The organism is Enterococcus sp. DIV0756, from assembly GCF_051710745.1.
GTDB lineage: Bacteria > Bacillota > Bacilli > Lactobacillales > Enterococcaceae > Enterococcus_A.
The window spans coordinates 632,728-649,505 of sequence record NZ_JBIOLF010000002.1 but is presented as its reverse complement, the minus strand read 5'-3'; the positions used below and the strand labels follow the sequence as shown (position 1 = coordinate 649,505).

At 38.6% G+C, this 16,778-nt stretch carries 13 protein-coding genes and 1 other annotated feature; of the genes, 2 read left to right on the top strand and 11 right to left on the bottom strand.

The annotated features are described in order from the left end of the window. Positions 1 to 207: 207 nt before the first annotated feature. The 6 genes from IGI44_RS19570 to IGI44_RS19545 all read right to left on the bottom strand — a co-directional run bounded on the left by IGI44_RS19570 (position 208) and on the right by IGI44_RS19545 (position 6,704). Complete coding sequence (locus IGI44_RS19570; protein WP_438782697.1) at positions 208 to 1,563, bottom strand: peptide MFS transporter; 1,356 nt, start codon at positions 1,561 to 1,563, stop codon at positions 208 to 210. Positions 1,564 to 1,588: 25 nt separating this feature from the next. Further along, a complete protein-coding gene (gene pepI / locus IGI44_RS19565; protein ID WP_438789610.1) occupies positions 1,589 to 2,470 on the bottom strand; it encodes a proline iminopeptidase in 882 nt (293 codons plus the stop codon). Between the two features lie 15 nt (positions 2,471 to 2,485). Then, on the bottom strand, positions 2,486 to 3,562 hold the full coding sequence (locus IGI44_RS19560; RefSeq protein WP_438789609.1) for a M24 family metallopeptidase: 1,077 nt from the start codon (positions 3,560 to 3,562) through the stop codon (positions 2,486 to 2,488). Between the two features lie 516 nt (positions 3,563 to 4,078). Then, a complete protein-coding gene (locus tag IGI44_RS19555; RefSeq protein WP_438789608.1) occupies positions 4,079 to 4,543 on the bottom strand; it encodes a threonine/serine exporter family protein in 465 nt (154 codons plus the stop codon). A gap of 33 nt (positions 4,544 to 4,576) precedes the next feature. Continuing rightward, positions 4,577 to 5,329 carry a threonine/serine ThrE exporter family protein gene (locus tag IGI44_RS19550; RefSeq protein ID WP_216410681.1) on the bottom strand — a complete coding sequence of 251 codons (753 nt, stop codon included), beginning with the start codon at positions 5,327 to 5,329 and terminating at the stop codon, positions 4,577 to 4,579. Positions 5,330 to 5,450: 121 nt separating this feature from the next. Beyond that, the gene (locus tag IGI44_RS19545; protein ID WP_438789607.1) at positions 5,451 to 6,704 is read right to left on the bottom strand and encodes a M24 family metallopeptidase; all 1,254 of its coding nucleotides are present in this window, start codon (positions 6,702 to 6,704) and stop codon (positions 5,451 to 5,453) included. A 332-nt stretch (positions 6,705 to 7,036) separates the two neighbouring features. Here IGI44_RS19545 and IGI44_RS19540 point away from each other — a divergent pair. Continuing rightward, a protein-coding gene (locus tag IGI44_RS19540) for an IS3 family transposase (RefSeq protein WP_438786903.1) occupies positions 7,037 to 8,457 on the top strand; the annotation gives its coding sequence in 2 pieces (ribosomal slippage) (positions 7,037 to 7,514 and positions 7,514 to 8,457; 1,422 coding nt in all). A 98-nt stretch (positions 8,458 to 8,555) separates the two neighbouring features. Here IGI44_RS19540 and IGI44_RS19535 read toward each other — a convergent pair. From IGI44_RS19535 to IGI44_RS19515, 5 genes are all read right to left on the bottom strand, one after another. Further along, on the bottom strand, positions 8,556 to 10,076 hold the full coding sequence (locus IGI44_RS19535) for a chloride channel protein (RefSeq protein ID WP_438789606.1): 1,521 nt from the start codon (positions 10,074 to 10,076) through the stop codon (positions 8,556 to 8,558). Positions 10,077 to 10,133: 57 nt separating this feature from the next. Further along, positions 10,134 to 11,210, bottom strand: coding sequence for a replication initiator protein A (locus tag IGI44_RS19530; protein WP_438789605.1), 1,077 nt, complete (start codon positions 11,208 to 11,210; stop codon positions 10,134 to 10,136). Between the two features lie 650 nt (positions 11,211 to 11,860). After that, positions 11,861 to 12,400: a hypothetical protein gene (locus tag IGI44_RS19525; RefSeq protein ID WP_438789604.1), complete on the bottom strand. Its 540-nt coding sequence runs from the start codon at positions 12,398 to 12,400 to the stop codon at positions 11,861 to 11,863. 12 nt (positions 12,401 to 12,412) lie between these two features. Further along, positions 12,413 to 13,261, bottom strand: coding sequence for a ParA family protein (locus tag IGI44_RS19520; RefSeq protein WP_438789603.1), 849 nt, complete (start codon positions 13,259 to 13,261; stop codon positions 12,413 to 12,415). A gap of 1,089 nt (positions 13,262 to 14,350) precedes the next feature. After that, on the bottom strand, positions 14,351 to 15,418 hold the full coding sequence (locus IGI44_RS19515; RefSeq protein ID WP_438789602.1) for an iron-containing alcohol dehydrogenase family protein: 1,068 nt from the start codon (positions 15,416 to 15,418) through the stop codon (positions 14,351 to 14,353). A 226-nt stretch (positions 15,419 to 15,644) separates the two neighbouring features. Further along, positions 15,645 to 15,877 (top strand) — a binding site (T-box leader). Between the two features lie 72 nt (positions 15,878 to 15,949). On the opposite strand from IGI44_RS19515, the gene IGI44_RS19510 reads away from it, so the two are divergent. Then, on the top strand, positions 15,950 to 16,774 hold the full coding sequence (locus IGI44_RS19510; RefSeq protein ID WP_438789601.1) for a MetQ/NlpA family ABC transporter substrate-binding protein: 825 nt from the start codon (positions 15,950 to 15,952) through the stop codon (positions 16,772 to 16,774). Positions 16,775 to 16,778: the final 4 nt, after the last annotated feature.

The following is a 16,778-nucleotide window of genomic DNA, read 5'->3' as shown; positions in this document are numbered from 1 at the left end:
TTTTATTTAGACTGTTCATCGCTTTTATTCGTTTTTAAAGGTTCTTTTTACCCGAATAAACAAAAAATTCCTTTACTATTCATATGTATAGACGTTCACATTAAAATTTCCTGATGCTTCGCTTTTCCCCTTAAAATGTCCCTTTTTGGAATCTACTGCATAGAAAAAAGCACTTGCCTTGTTGAGGCAAGTGCTTGATGTCTAAAATTATTCAGCTGTTTCCAATTTGTCCAAGGTTTTACTACCAAACCATAGAATCAAACCTAAAACGATAACAATTGCTGCTAATACACCGTAACCCATTTGGAAATCTCCAGGTACATCTGTTTCTAGCAAAGCATAGATAACAGGATAAATCATTTGTGAGAAGAACACAGCGATTGTCCAGAATCCTAATAATAGCCCCATTAATTTTGCTGGAGCAAGTTTTGCAATAAAGGAATTACCTAGTGGAGAGAAGATCATTTCACCAATTGACATCAATAAACTTACCATAACTAACCAAATAATTGATGTATGTCCTTTACCTACAATATCAGCAAGAACCATTACCACATAAGAAATACCAACTAAGATCATTCCTAGAGCTGTTTTCTTAAACATACTCATATCCCCTTTTGGACGAGCAGCTAATTTAGTCCATAAACGACCTAGAACAGGACCAAGTATGATACAAGTCAAGGCATTCATTGAGTCGAAGTAAGATGTTGGAATTTTGAAGCTTCCAACTACCCAATTCGCACGTTCGATAAATCCTGCTCCATCACCATATCCAAAATAGAAATATGCTGGCATATAAGCTAGATACCACACAGTCCAGAAAACAACAGAGAACAGAGTAACCAAAATAATAGCAATGATTCGTTTTTTATCTCCAGAAGTCAATTTATTATCTACAGCTTCTGACTTTTTACCAGCAGAGTCATATTGACGTTGGTCAACTTTGAATGGTTTTTTACCAGCTTCGCCTAGTGAGCGACTGTTAAAAATGAACCATAATGCATCAATAAGTAATAATACTCCACAAATCATAAATACAAAATTATATCCAAATGCTGGAATTAGTAATACTAAGAAAGTCGTTCCAATGAATGAACCGATATTAACAAATGAATACTGTACAGAGAACGCTTCATTCAGTGCTTTTTCATCATCAAATAGTAGCGCGTTTACACCAGACAGATTTCCTTTAAACAAGCCGGTTCCAAGAGCAACCAAGATGATCATGAACCACACCATGCCCATTGAACTTGCCTGCCAAGCTAACATATAGCCAATACCCATCATAATCATTCCTGCGGCTACACATAATCGAGGACTTAACCAATAATCGGCAATATATCCACCAATTGTTGGTGTGATATATGTTGCAGCAACAAACCATGCTGAGATTTGTACACCTTGTGCACTTGTCATTCCCAATCCACCTGAAGCAGCAGTTGTTGCGATCCAGATCGCCAACATATATTTCGCTGTGTAGAATGCACATCGTTCAAATGTAAATCCGAGTGCACAGACATAAAACCCAAAAGGTTTCTTTGTTTTTACTGGAGTTGTTTCCACTATCATTCCTTCTCTCTTTAAAAAATTAATCGTTCGCTGCTAGCCATTCTTCCAACAACTTCATGTATTTTTCACGTTCTTCAACAAATGGCATGTGTCTGCTATTAGCAAACAACTCCCATTTTGCTCCCGGAATCGCATCATACATGGTTTTTGCTACTAATGGCGTAGATAAATCGTTTGTGCCACTCGTAACAAGCGTTGGGATAGTAATATCACGCAGCTTTTCGGTATAGTCATACCCTTGTAAAGTGCCTTCCGGCGAGTATTCATTCGGACCCCAAGCCGTCACATAGCTTTCTGTTCCTGCGACTTTTTCGCGCCACAATGGCTCAGGATCATTTTTGGTAAATACCGGAGCCGCATGGCGAACCATGAAACGATCATTTGCGGCTAAATAAGCCGGATCGTCATAAACACCTGTTTCTTCTGCTTTCGCGATCGCTGCTTGATCTTCCTCAGACATGAATTTGATCATCCGATGTTGTTCTTGTGCCCAAAGTTTTGCAGAAGACAATGTACTAGAAAGTACCATGCTCTTGATGCCTTTAGGTGCATAATCGCATACATAAATGATTTCTAACATTCCGCCCCAAGATTGGCCTAATAAATGGACTTCGTCCAAACCTAGATGTTCTCTCAAAGCGATCAATTCATTGACCCATGTTTCCGCCGTCCAAAGTTCCGGCTGTGAAGGCACCGCAGATTTCCCGCAACCTAGTTGATCATACATGATGATCTGGCGGCCATCGACCGCCATTTCATCAAGTACTTCAAAATAGTTATGAGTAGATCCAGGTCCGCCGTGCATGACAATCAATGGTTTCTTATTTCCGCTTTGTTCTCCAACAACTCGATAATAAGTTTGATGCCCAAGATAAGGCATATATCCTTCTTCGATTTTCATACGTTGCGCGGCCTCCTAACCGATTACTTCTAAGTCTTTCGGATAATGGTTCAAGTTTTCACAGCCATCTTCTGTCACAATCACTAAATCTTCGATCCGGACACCCACTTCGCCTGGAATGTAGATTCCTGGCTCGATGGAGAAGACGTTGCCCACTTCTGCAACAGCATCATTTGCTCCTGAAACATCCCCTGCTTCGTGGCAATCGATTCCGATGAAGTGACCAAGACGGTGAGTAAAGTACTCTCCGTAGCCTTTTTCTGTAATGTAGTCGCGTGCTGCCGCATCAATATCAGACAATTTAACGCCTGGTTTTACTAAGTCGATGGCACGTTGGTTGGCTTCTTTGACGATTTCGTAGACTTCACGACCTTTGTCAGACACTTCTTTGTAGAAGAACGTCCGAGTCATGTCTGAAGCGTACGAATTTTTGATACCGCCGATGTCCAAGATAACTGAATCTCCAGGTTTAACTTTTGAATCGTCCGTTTCGTGGTGAGGGTCTGCCGCATTTGCGCCATAACCGACGATCGGATCAAATGAAAAGCCAGTGTTACCTAACTCTTTGTAGATTTCGCCTAATTTATCCGCCATTTCAGCTTCAGTTAGCTCTTGTGGCAATAATTTTTTCAAACGATCAATTGCGATCTCGTTATCTGCTTGCGCATCACGCATCAATTGTTTTTCTTCTTCGTCCTTAATCGCACGAACAGCGTCAGTAACTTCAGAACCATTGCCTAATTTGGCATCTGGAACAAGTTCTAACAAGTGCAATAAGAAATGCGCAGGCCAGTTCTTATCTACACCAATTTTTTGGTCAGTATCAACATACTCAAGTACTTTTTTCACAGCGTCGTCGGTATCATCAATAAATACTTTTTCCACGCCCAAGTCTTCTTCGATTGGGAATAATTTGTTAACGATCAATGTGTTTTTATTTTCCGGAGTAATCACTAATACTAACAACCGTTCACCAGGATGAATCCAGCGACCAGTTAGATAGAAAATAGTTGTTGGATCTGAAACTAGCAGTTGGCCGTAACCTTGTTCTTTCATTTTCTCAATTACTCTTTCAACGCGACGTTCTTTCAAAATGTTTCACTCCTTCTATTGATATTCTTTGCCTGACGGCATTATTAAAAACAGCTCAGCTTTCACGTAGCTGTTGATAATCTTTTTTCGCGGAAATTAACTGCTATGCAACAGTTCGAATTCAACACAAAAAAATTGTGCAGCTATTCACCTATCACTAGTTTTAAAATAACCATAAATTCATTTGAATTTCAAGCCTTTCACAGAATAAAATTTAATAGATTTATCGGTATCCGCTTCCACTAGTTTACTATATCTTTCGGTGTATTTAAACAATTCTTTAAACTTTTTTTCAAAATCACCACCCAGTTGGAAGTTTTATCAAAAAAAGTGACACAAATTCTATTATTTCTCCAGTTATTTCCATTCCTTAGTCTTCTCTCATGAATTTGTTTTTTTATTAAAATAATGGGATTTTCAATAACACTTTTCGAAACACATCTTTTGTTTTTTTAATCTTTAAAATAAAATAAAAAAGAGTCCTGTTGTACAACAAGGCTCTTTTTCATTATTTATTCATGAGAGTGAATTTTTATTCTTTTGCATTTTATGATACGAATAGAAAAATTTAGGCGATAGTTCATAGCCTACCGTGATTCCCACAGCAATTGCGATGGCAATTTTTAACACCTGAACACCAATTTGCGCCGCTTTAATAGAATCGCCAATGAAAAAATTATAAGTAAAATTGTAAATTCCCATTCCGGGAACCAAACAAAAAATACCGCAAATCAAAAAAATTGTTACTGGTGCCTTCAGCGCAAAGGATGCTTCTCGTGAAAGATAGATCAAGACCATCGAAGCAATAAAAGTTGCTGCGACCGGTGCGACCCAAAAATGCATGATTAATAAATAGATCGCCCATCCGCAAGCGCCAATCACTCCGCAATGAACGTAGTAACGGCGAGGAACCTCAAAAAGAATCGCGAATGAGATCGTTCCTAAGAAACCTGCTAAAATTTGAAGCAACGTCGTTATCATGGCCGTCTTCGCTCCTTTCAAGATTGAAATGACTTAACTAAATAGCTGCAGGACCAGACCGACTCCGACTGAAACACACAACGCGGTAATCAATGCATTGATCATCTGACCCCAACCAGAGCTGTAATCCCCATCAAATAAATAACGAATCCCATTGACAATTGCGACACCAGGCAGCAGTGAAATGATCCCGCCAGTAACGAGACTTGTCAGTTGCAGGACTGGAAAAAAATGAACAAACAGACAGGCCAGAATGCTGACAAATCCGCTGCTGGTAATCGTTGAAATAATATCTGACATATTGAATTTCGGTAATAAGTACATAGAAAAACAGGCTAACAGCACCCCTAAGATAAACGCACCAATCGTATCCCAGAGACTTCCGCCAAAGATAAAGCAAAAGCTGGCACTGCCAAAGGCATAAGCAAAAATTTTTAATGGATTTGACGCAAAGGATTCCTTTTTAATTTCTTGCAGCCACTCATTGGCATCTTCAGGACTCAAACGTTTTTCCGTTAAGCGTCGTGACAAGGTGTTGATTTGTTCGATCCGGCCTAAATTAATCGGTGAAATCGGAATATCCCGCACACGCGCCTGAACCGTCTGATCCTTCAAGCGAGCAGTCATAAAAATCCCGTTGATTAGGACAAAGCTGTCAAATTCCTTCAAATCCAACGCTTCAGCGATATGGCGAATGGTCGTCTCAATTCGTTTGATCTCCGCACCATTTTTTAATAATGTCTCTCCAATATCATAGACGAAATCAAACGCTTCCTGTTCATTCATTGGTTTCCCTCCCTTTTCTACGTAGAATGTACAAATTCATACGTTTTTTGTGTGATCAATTGACTTTAAAAAACGACGACAGCCCTCTGCCGTCGTCGTCTTAGTATAGCCTATCTCACGATTATAATTCAATCAAATCATGAGAAATACTGATCATATTTTCATAGCCGTCATCGGTGATCAAGACTTGGTCCTCGATCCGCACACCGCCCCAATCAGGAATGTAAATTCCTGGTTCGATGGTCATGACCATACCCGTTTCCAAAACATCGTCGTATTGCTCATCGATGTATGGCAACTCATGAACAAATAGTCCGATACTGTGACCAATATTTCGATACGTATATTGCGGATATTCTGTGCCCTCTAAAGGTTTCAGAGAGGCTTGATAAATATCTTTCACCGCAGCACCGTTTTTCATGACCGCTTCAGCTGCTTCCAAGCTTTGCTTTTCAAGTTCGTAAACTTCTCGTTGCTTTTCAGAAGCTTTACCGACAACGACTGTCCGGGTCATATCAGACATATATCCTTCGTACTGACAGCCGAAGTCCATTAAGACAAAGTCGCCATATTCAATTGATTTTTTCGATGGAATCCCATGCAACAAAGAAGTATTCGCCCCAGAGATTAAAATATTGCCATAAGGCTGAGTATCGGCTCCCTCTTGTACCATATAAAGGGAAAGTTTAGCCGCTAATTCTTTCTCGGTTATCCCGATACGAATTTCCGGTAATAGTCGATTCAACGCGCGGCAAGAAATTTCACAGGCATTGCGCATGTATTGAATTTCTTTTGGTGATTTGATCGCTCGCATGCGATCAATCACACCGCCAGCCTGAACAAACTCCGCTTTTGTTTTCGAAGTAAAGTCGGAATACATATCATAGGTTAGATAATCTGCTTCAAAGGCGATCGTTTTAATATTTTTCTCACTAGCTAAACGTGCCACCGTATCTCCGACAGTCCGTCCTGGCAAGCGCCAATTAATAATTTCATAATCTGGTACTTCAATATCCGCCTGTTCGGTATAGCGCGGATCGGTCAAAAAGTATTGTCCCTCTTGTGTGAGCAAAATAAATGAATCGTCTCCTGTCCAACCGCTAGTAAAACGAACATTTACTCTTTTGGCAATAAAAAAAGCATCCAAATTCTCTTTTTCCAAATACGCACGAATCTTTGTTTCGTTTAACATTGTCACACGTTCCTTTCTGTTTTGAAGTTCTAGCCTTCTAATCAATAGAGTAGCAGTCGGCAGAACTTTGGTCAACGCTTTCAAAAAAATGACAATCATTTTCCAACGAACAACCAATGGAATGGCCAGCTGCGTGCTTGCTCCCGTACTATTTACACGAGTGCTGCCGCTAATTGACAGCATATAATGAAATCACTTACCATTATATACCTGCTACCAACTCGATTATTGGCAAGGAATTTTGACCTATTATCCTCTTAAGTCTACTGAACTAGATTTACCAGAACTACTTTATCGAGGGAAAAGAATGGCCTTTATGAACCAACTACTCCAAGGAAAAACGACTGAATTAAAAGAATGGCGTTCTTTATTTGAAACAAATCCCGACGAACGTTACTTCAATATCATTGAGCCATAATTGAACTGAGCATATAAAAAAACAATAGAAATTCTTCTCAATGAACCGACCCCCAAAAGTTAGACCAAAATCTAGCTCTTGGAGGTCGGTATTTTTTATGACTAAATATAGTTTTGAATTCAAATTGAAAGTAGTTCAAGAATACTTAGATGGGAAAGGTGGTTATAGCTATTTAGCAAAGGTACATTCGGTTAAGGATAGTAGACAAATACTAGATTGGGTGAATTCCTACCGGGAATTTGGCGAAGAAGGTCTTCTCAGAAAACGTAAAAATGCGAATTATTCTGTTCAATTTAAGTTGGATGCGATAGAGTTATATCAAACTAGTGAGCTGTCTTATCGTGAAATTGCCAATGTACTTAAAATGAATAATCCGTCTCTCATTGCCAATTGGATGAGAAAATTTCGGGATGATGGTATCGATGGACTCTCAAAAACGAAAGGACGTCCATCCGCTTTGGCTGAGAAAAAAGAACAGAAAAAGAAGCGTTCAATTGAGACAACACCGGAAGAACGAGACCGTATTAAAGAATTAGAAAAACAAGTGCGTTCCCTTCAAATTGAGAATGCCTTTTTAAAAGAGCTGAGGAAGCTGCGAAAACAGGAAGCCCAACAAAGACGAACGAATCAATCGCACGAACCATCGACAGCCTCCGAGGATCATTCAAATTAGTTGAGCTTCTTGAGACGTTGAACTTTCCTAAAGCGACATTTATGTACTGGCAAAAACGATTTGACAGAGAAAATCCCGATCAAGGAATCGAAGCCGAAATGCTTCGTATTCGTAAAGAACACAAAGATTATGGCTGTTTACGAATGACCAACGAACTAAAAGAGCGAGGCTTTCATGTCAATAAAAAGAAAGTTCAACGTTTGATTCGAAAACTAGGGATCGAAGTCCGTTCCTACACTCGGAAATCACGTCGCTACAGCTCTTACCGAGGAAAGGTCGGCAAAGTGGCGAAACACCGAATTCGTCGTCATTTTTACACGAATATCTGTCATCAAAAAATTACGACTGATACAACAGAATTCAAGTATTTTGAAATAGATACCAAAGGCGTGATCCGACAAAGAAAGTTATACCTAGACCCGTTTATGGACATGTATAATAGCGAGATTCTTTCGTACCGCATTTCAGAAAAACCGAATGCCTTGGCAATTATGGAAGGTTTAGAAGAAGCCATCGCGATCACGGCTGATTGCCCCTATCGTCGCACCTTCCATTCGGATCAAGGTTGGGCTTATCAAATGAAGGCCTATCGGCAAAAACTAAAGAAACAGAAAATCTTTCAAAGTATGTCTCGCAAAGGGAATTGTTTAGATAATTCAATCATGGAGAATTTCTTCAGTCTTCTAAAACAAGAAATCTTTCATGGGGAAACCTATCACAGTTTTGATGAACTAAAAACGGCGATCGATGACTATATCTATTACTACAACAATCACCGGATGAAACAGAAATTGAACTGGAAAAGCCCTGTTCAATTTCGAAAAGCTGCACAGAAAGCGGCATAATTGCCCATCTTAACAAACAAAAAAAGGAGTAGATTTCTCTACTCCGAAATAAGTCTAACTTTTGGGGGTCACTTCACAATGAAGAATTTCTATTGTTTTTACTTGCGTCGATGACGACTCATTCGAGTCATTGGTGCGTCTGTAGAAGGCTCGGCTGTTTTTGTTGTCACAGTCCGTTTCACTTCACGTGACTGGCGAGCTTCTTTTCGTTCTAAAATTTCTTGCTTTGGTTCAGCCACTCGCGGCTGCACATCCGCTTTTTCAGCTTTTTTACGATCTGCGGCTTTTCTTAACGCCGAAACATCACGTGTTGTACTTTCTTCCTCTTTTTTCCCTGCGGGCTTTTTCGTTCGCTTCGGTAATTCAGGAAGCTTGAAGGATTTGATCGTTTGCTCTTCGTGGAAAAAAGGAATACGTTGTAAAAATAAGTTTCCTAGATAACCCGCTAGCCAGATCCATAAAAATAATTCTACTGGAAACAGCAACAAGAACAAGCAAGCTGTTGCAAATGGTTGTTTTAAAATCACCGCACAGGCACTTGCAGTAAATACCGCCACTAATAACCCCGGTGAATATGGTGATAAATTGGCAAAAGCCAAGGCTACGGCAATGCTGGAAAAAATCATCGGAAAGATGGTTCCGCCCCTCCAGTTACAAGCCAAACAAATCATCGTAATCGCCAACTTGCCTAAACCGATCAACAGTAGAATGATGAAACTCATCGTTTCTGCCTGACGAGTAAAGGATAAGAGATTGTGCTCCCCGGAAAATAAGAAGTAAGGGGAGAGCGTTCCTAATATTCCTAAAAGAAGACCTGCCAGAATAGCCAAGGGCAATGGATTTCGAATTCGTTGATTCAGCTTATCGCCTTTTTCCTGTAAAATTAAAAATAATTTCCCAAAAAGTGCACCTAAAATGATCATTGGAAGGACTAGCAGTAGGCCTTGCCAGGTAAAACTGCTCTCCATTCTGCGAATTGCAAAAACTTGTTCCTGATTTGGAAAGAGACTATACGCTAACAGATAACCAATGAAACCTGTAAAAGTAGTAAAAATATACAGAACGTATTTTTTTAGTTTACTTTCAGTTACAACTTGCCAATCATCACGTTCCACCGATCGCCCTACCCCAAACAACGGAGTCATAAAGATGACTCCCAGCGAGGTGCCGACGCTAAACTCGACCATGTCCGCACGCTGTTCATCTGGAATCTTTCTTCGATCCGCAACATAGGTCACTAGACCCCCAATAATTGCCACCAAAGCCGCTTCAGGACCTAAGCTTGCGCCAAACAATAAGACGAGCAAAGCTCCTAATAAGTTCCGGATCAACTTTCCATCATGATAATCTACTCGTTGCGTCTCTCGAAATTCATCAAAAGATTCTTGTAACGTTCGGGGATAGCGCCCAAAAGCTTTTACAAAAAAACCGATGGCCACCCCACCAATCGTACAGACGATCAAGGGGTAAAAACGCGGATCACCCAATGCTTTAGGCAACGTTTGCCAAATAAGGTGATGCCCTATTTCTGCCAGCCCCATAAATAAAGCTATAATGACTCCTACAGCCAAGCCCAAAAGCCCACTATAGCCAAAAAGTGCTAGTTTAAACTTATTCATAAAATTAACCTTTCTATACTGATAGACTCCGCTATATTATATCAAAGGTTTTCGTTCTTAGGAGACCTTTTTAATGACTTTTTCCGATTTTTCAAGCTTTTGGCGCACATTTTTTTGTTGAATAATTAATTGAACACATGAAAGCGTTTGTTTCAAGTCGTCCGTCAATTCATAATGATCCACTAAATACTGGCGCGTTTTTTCAGTGAAAAAACCCTTCATGAAGGCGAAGAAAAAACCTTCTGGATTTTTCACTGTTTTAAAACGATACATTTGTTCAATGGCTTTAGCGATAGCATCTCCAATATCGGCTTTAAAATAGTCGTTGTGTTCAAAGGTCAGAACTTCGGCTTCTGCTGGTAAGCCCGCCTGAATGTATTGCTGAGTGCTGGCATACTTTGCTTTAAAAATCGTGTCCACAAACCAACGTGCTTTTTGGTAGTCCCCATTGCAAAAAGGTAGAAACCGCTGAAACGCTTGCTGCGGTAATAAGTGGGCATAGCGAGCACTTAAGCCTTCGATCAGGCTTTGATCTTGCGATTTTTCAGGCTGCTGGCTGGTTACTCTTGTTGCATTTGTGGTTTGTTTTGCTAAGCGTTTTTGTGTACTTGTAAGCAAATTTTGCGAGCTCGTAGACGCAGATTCTGCTTCTCTATCCACAGTGGATAACTCCGGTATTTTTTCTGCTGCTGGTTTTTCCACAGGCACGACAGTTTTTGTACTTGTATAATTTTTGAAGGACAATTGTACAACGACTCCCTTTTCTGGAGCCTGAGGATTTGAAACATAGATTCGATAATTTTTTAAGCCATGACGAAGAACCTGGATCAAGCCAGCATCAATCAATGCATTTTTTAAATTAGTTACTTTCCGTTCAGACACACGCAATAAGGTTGCGGCTTCTTCGTTTGAAAAATAAATGTACGGAAGTCCGGATTCATCCAGCCAGCTGCCGTCCTTTTGGGAATTGTAAATGCTGCAGGTCATACGCATGGTGTATAAAGCATGAAGCATCATAGCCTCAATAGATAGCTTTTTATATTGTGGATTATTAATTAAGTTCAAATCAATTGGAAGATAATTTCCGTTGGGTAAGTTTGTTGCAGTCATGATGTTCTCTAAATTTGTGGACACGACAAAAAACCTCCTTGTTCACTCTCAAAGTTAGTTACGAAAGTTTAAAGGAATGCTTACTGTCACTAGATATATGATTGAGAAAGTTACCAAAATATGGTATACTTAATAGAAGGTTAGGCAAACGCCAATTTTTCTAACCCTTAAATGTTTATCTAAATGTGACAGGCTAATTCGCCAAAATTAGCTCAAACCTTTGAGTTTAAAGATCGCCAAATCTTTAAACTCTTTTTTTCGCTTTTTTCTACATGTATAGAATAATGGATTGAAAGCCTGTTGTAAAGCGATTCCCTAACATCTTTTTTTAGGGTAAACTTTTATCATATTTATAAAACAAATTGAAGTTTACTATAATACAGAGATAAAAACAATTTTGGTTTACTTTATTAAAGGTTGTAAAAGTATTTTTGGTAAACTCTAAATAAAGTAATAAGTATTCCCTGCTTCACTTAGAATGTGGATAAAAAGTAATGTGGATAAGGGCTTCAATAGTTATCCACAGTCTGTAAAGGGAAAGCCCTTTTTGCTATAAAGGTAAACTTTTAAAAATAATAAACAATAATAAAGGTAAACTTAAATATCGACTAACTTTAAAAAAAGTAAACCGTAATGCAGATGATATCCTGCATTACGGTTTACTTTTTTTATGTTTATTTCTCATCGTTTTCTAATTCTTTGAATAATTTTTGGTACTTCGGCTTCTCTTTATACTCCTCCATAGAGGCTTCTTCAAGCTGATTTAAGAAACTTCGATCGTCTCTTGACAGTCCCTTTTCAAGATAATAGTCATATAAGAAGTCGATCATTTTATCCGGAGTATACCCATCAAACTTTGCATTGATCAAATTCTGCATACGAATCTTAGTCCGAGCAGAGATTTTTTGCATTTCCAGTGCTTTCAAGCGTGGATCATAGTATTGTCGCTTCCGCCCCCTCTTCCCTGCCTCAGTTTCTTGCGGCTGAGAAGGTCGTTCTTGAATTTGAGCTCTCTCATTCAAGGGTCTAGAGTCTTCATGAAATGAAGGACGACGAAAATCTGTTTCTGGACTTAAGGTTCGTTTTGCTAAGAGGTCTTGGGAACTGGGCTTCTTCTCCTCTTTGTCTTGATTGGAATACTCAGACATTTTTTCAATGCCCTTGTTTTTCTTATTCGCCGTTAAAAGCGAATCTAACTTCATTTTTTTCGCCATTTAACGTCTCCCCTACTCTTCACCGCTTAATATGAGGCGATGTTCATCAATTTCGTCCAAAATATTGACGAAAACTTCGTGTGCGCGCTTGTCCCATTGTTCAACTTTACCATTTTTGTTGATTTCATAGGTAATTCCGGACCCATCGTAACGTTTTAAACGGCTTTGATTTAGCACGACGGTATCTAAAAGATGGGCACCATAGATTTCTCTTGCTGCGGTATAGATTTCTTGGTCCACAGAATCGCGTTTTTGCATCATAAAGGGAACGATCCCAACAACTTCAAGGTCTGTTTCGTATTGTTCAATGAAGAAATTCATGTAATCAATGTAGTTTTGGGCCCCTTTTAGTGATTTCACCTGTGTTTGTAAGATGACAATGACATACTCTGCTACATACATGGCAGCATTTGAATAAGTACTAATCGTTGGAGGAACATCAATATAGATGACATCGTAAATGCTTTTCAGTGGTTCGATTAATTCCTCCATGTATTTAAATTGAGACAATTTGTCGCCTGGGTATTTTTCAATCATATAATCTGGAAAATCAGAAAATGAAATATTTGCTGGAATCAGATCTAAGTTTGGAATGATTTGATAAATGGATGACTGAATGTCTCCGGAACGAACGGCCTCCCAAATCGTAGAATCGAATTCATCAGGTAATGTATCATTACCAAAATTTTCTGCAGTTAGTGACAATACATCACTCGTGTTACCCTGAGGGTCTAAATCGATAACCAAGGTTTTACGATCTTTTCTAAAAGCACTCTCGAACGAAAGCATTTGAACGGTCGTCGATTTGCCAACGCCCCCTTTAAAATTTCCTACTACATATGTCTCTGCTTTTTTTGGCATACAAATTCTCCAATCGTAATTTCTCAATTTAAAGTTTACTATAAAGGTATAGAAATATCAATAAGGTTTACTACAATTCTCAATAATAAGGTAAACTATAAAAATGATTATCAATAAAGTTTACTCTATTTTGATTATAAGAGTTAACCTTAATCAGATAAAAAGAGTTTACTTTATATTAATTAAAGTAAATCTCTATTTTTATATAAGGTTGACGTTAAAATTTATAAAAGTTTACTTTAAACAGAATTAAGTAAACCTTTATTGATCAATAATAGCTTTAAAACAGTATTTAAGTCTAGAAAAAGTTTACTATAAATAGAACTAAGTAAACTTGAATAATTAAAAAAGTCTACTTTATAGTATCACTTATTCTATTTAAAGTAAACCTAACAAATTAAGGTAAACTTCTTAACTAATGTAAAAAGTTTACTTCTTTCTATTAAAGTAAACTCCAATAAAAAGATATCTATAAAGTAAACCGTATTTTAGCTATAAATATGGGTAAACCTTTATACTAAATAAAAAGTTTACTTAAATAGATACTATTGCGGTTTACCTATAATAAAAAGTAAACTGTATATCAAAGATTTGAAGTTTACTGTATAAATTATTAATACGGTAAACCTTTGGTTTTTTGAAGTAAACCTAATTGTTTATTAGGGTTTACTTCATTTTCGGATATTACGGTAAACTTTTTAAAGGCTCTTTTTTAAGTTAAAGGCAAACAGTTAAACAAATTATCAATGAAAAAGTGGTTTATCTTTGATATTTAGAGTTTACTTTATTAAATAAATTAAGGTAAACTTCTTTATATAAAGAATCTTGGAATATTTAAAGTTAACTGTAATATTAAAAAGTAAACTTCAATCTTTGGAATTGAGGTCTACTTTTTTTGGTGTAAGGAATATTTTGTTTTAAAAGTAAACTCTAAATAAAATACTTTTATATAGGTGTTATTTAAGGTTTACTCAATTAATTATAGGTAATATAGGATTTAATTGAGGTTAACATTATATCTGAGTATAAAGGGTAAACCTAAATTAAAAAGACCCATTGAGGTATACCTCAATGGGTTTAAAGTAAACTTTATAAAAACTCGACTGTTTGAATTGCGCGATAGATTTGATCGGCAGTAATCGTAGGATCAACCATATTAAAGGTTTCATTTGGTGAAGCGGCATGATTGATGACAGGTGTTAAGGCAGCTTTTGATGTATCAAGCACATCTAGTTCTTTCAACTTTAAAGGCAGTCCTGTTTTTTTGTAAAAGGGTCTAAGCTTTTCAATTTCGTCCAAGTCTTTGGTGTGCGCCAATTGAACGAGGATTCCATAGGCAACTTTTTTTCCATGAAGTTGATTGTGTGTCGCTTCTAAATAAGAAAGACCGTCATGTATGGCATGCGCGCCTCCTGAACGACCATAGGAAGCAGCAAATCCGCCAGTTTCTCCCGCTAGACCAATGATTGTATCCGTCACACGACTAAAGGCAGGACTTGCTTGATTGTTTTCCAGGTCCTCAATAGCAGGGATGGCATCCGCTAACAGCAGCTCTTGAATGGCTTTCGCACTAGCAATTCCTAGGCGAACATAGGCTGATTTTTTTTCGTCTGATAGATTGCGCGTGATGCCTTCAATCTCGTACCATTTCGCTAAGGTATCCCCAATGCCGGCAACAAAGTACTCTCTAGGTGTCGCTAATAGAAAGTTTGGATCTACTAAGGTTAAAAAAGGGGCACGCTTCATGAAGCCCATTGCTTTAAATGTCCGATTTGGGTGATAGACAGCAACAATCGGGGTGAAGGGTGCACAATTAGAGATCAACGTTGGAATCACCATCAACTCGGCATTCAGCTCTTCAGCGACCATCTTTGCTGTATCGATGACACGGCCGCCGCCGATAGCCAGAATCAGCTCCGCATATTCGATCTGAGTGGCTAATTCTACGGCATTTTCATGACTTGAACTGCCATCATACCGATAGGTTGGATAATGCAATTCTTTGCGATAGTATTTTTTGAATGCTTCAGAGGATTTTTCTCCTGTAATAACGGAAATTTTCTTAAAACCGGCTAAATAGCTTGGTAAATTTTGTAAAATATTCTCGCCGCAGGCATAACGATTGGCTCCGGGGCGTACCTCAGTGGTGATGTCCATTCATGTCAACTCCTTTTTATAATTAAGGAACAAGTATCTGTTCGAACACTTGTCCATGTTAAACAACAGATTAATCACTGAATAAAAGGTGGCGTCTGTTTATTAAGTGAGATTTCAACTAGTTTATGCTTTGTTAAAATTAAAGTCAACTGTGTTTTTGATGATAAAAAGTGTTGACAGCTTTTATTTAGACGTGTAACATACGATTTAACAATTTGCTAAACAAAGAAACGTGATGAAGAGAAAAGTATAAATGACGAAGCATCAAAGAGAGTCCGAGTAGGTGAGAGCGGATATGTGGAAGAATTTAGAAAATGGTCTCTGAATGGCATTGCCGATACGTAGGCAATGACGGGGCAGCGCTCGTTAACAACGCTCAAGTATGATCGTACTTGTAGAGGCAATAGCTGTGAGGCTGTTGCAAATGAAGGTGGTATCGCGAGTTAGCTCGTCCTTTTCCAACACAGATGGTGTGGAAGAGGGCGGGCTTTTTTCTTTGGCAAAATGAACAAAAATTAGGAGGAAATGATGATGAAAAAATTAGGTAGAGGAATTTTATTAAGTGTCGCGGCATTAGCAGTAAGCGGGGTGTTGGCAGGCTGTGGAACAAAAAGCGAGGCACAACCCTTGGATGAGAAAAAGGTAACGATTGGTGTCACATCCGGTCCCCATCAGGAAATTTTAGAAGAGGTAGCAAAGCAGGCGAAAAAGGACGGCATTGACATCAAGGTAAAGAGTTTTGATGATTACAATACGCCTAATACTGCCTTAAGCGATGGAGATCTAGATGGCAATAGCTATCAAACGATTTCGTTTCTTGAACAGCAGGTGAAGGATAAGGACTATAAAATCGAATCGGCCTTTAAAACAGTCGCTTTCCCATTAGGGGTTTACTCTAAAAAAGTTTCTGATTTAGGTAAACTTCAAAAGGGAGACAAGGTTGGTGTACCAAATGACCCAACCAATGAGTATCGAGCGTTGAAGCTGCTGGAGGATGCAGGTGTCTTGAAGCTAAAAGAGGGTGTCGAAATTAAGGCGACAAAGAATGATATTGCGGAAAACCCGAAGGATATCGAGATTGTTGAGCTAGAGGCTTCTCAGATTCCGTCTCAGCTAGGTGAGCTAGCGGCAGCGGCAATTAATACGAATTTTGCCTTTGGTGCGGGGCTGACGATCAATGATGATTCGATCTACCACGAACCATTAAAGGATAACCCTAATTACAACGTTTTTGCGGTTCGTACAGAAAACAAAGACGACAAGATCGTTAAAGAGATCAAAAAATATTACCAATCAGACGAAACGAAGAAATTCATTGAGGAAAAATTTAAAGGCTCTGTAGTCCCCGCCTTTTAAGTGT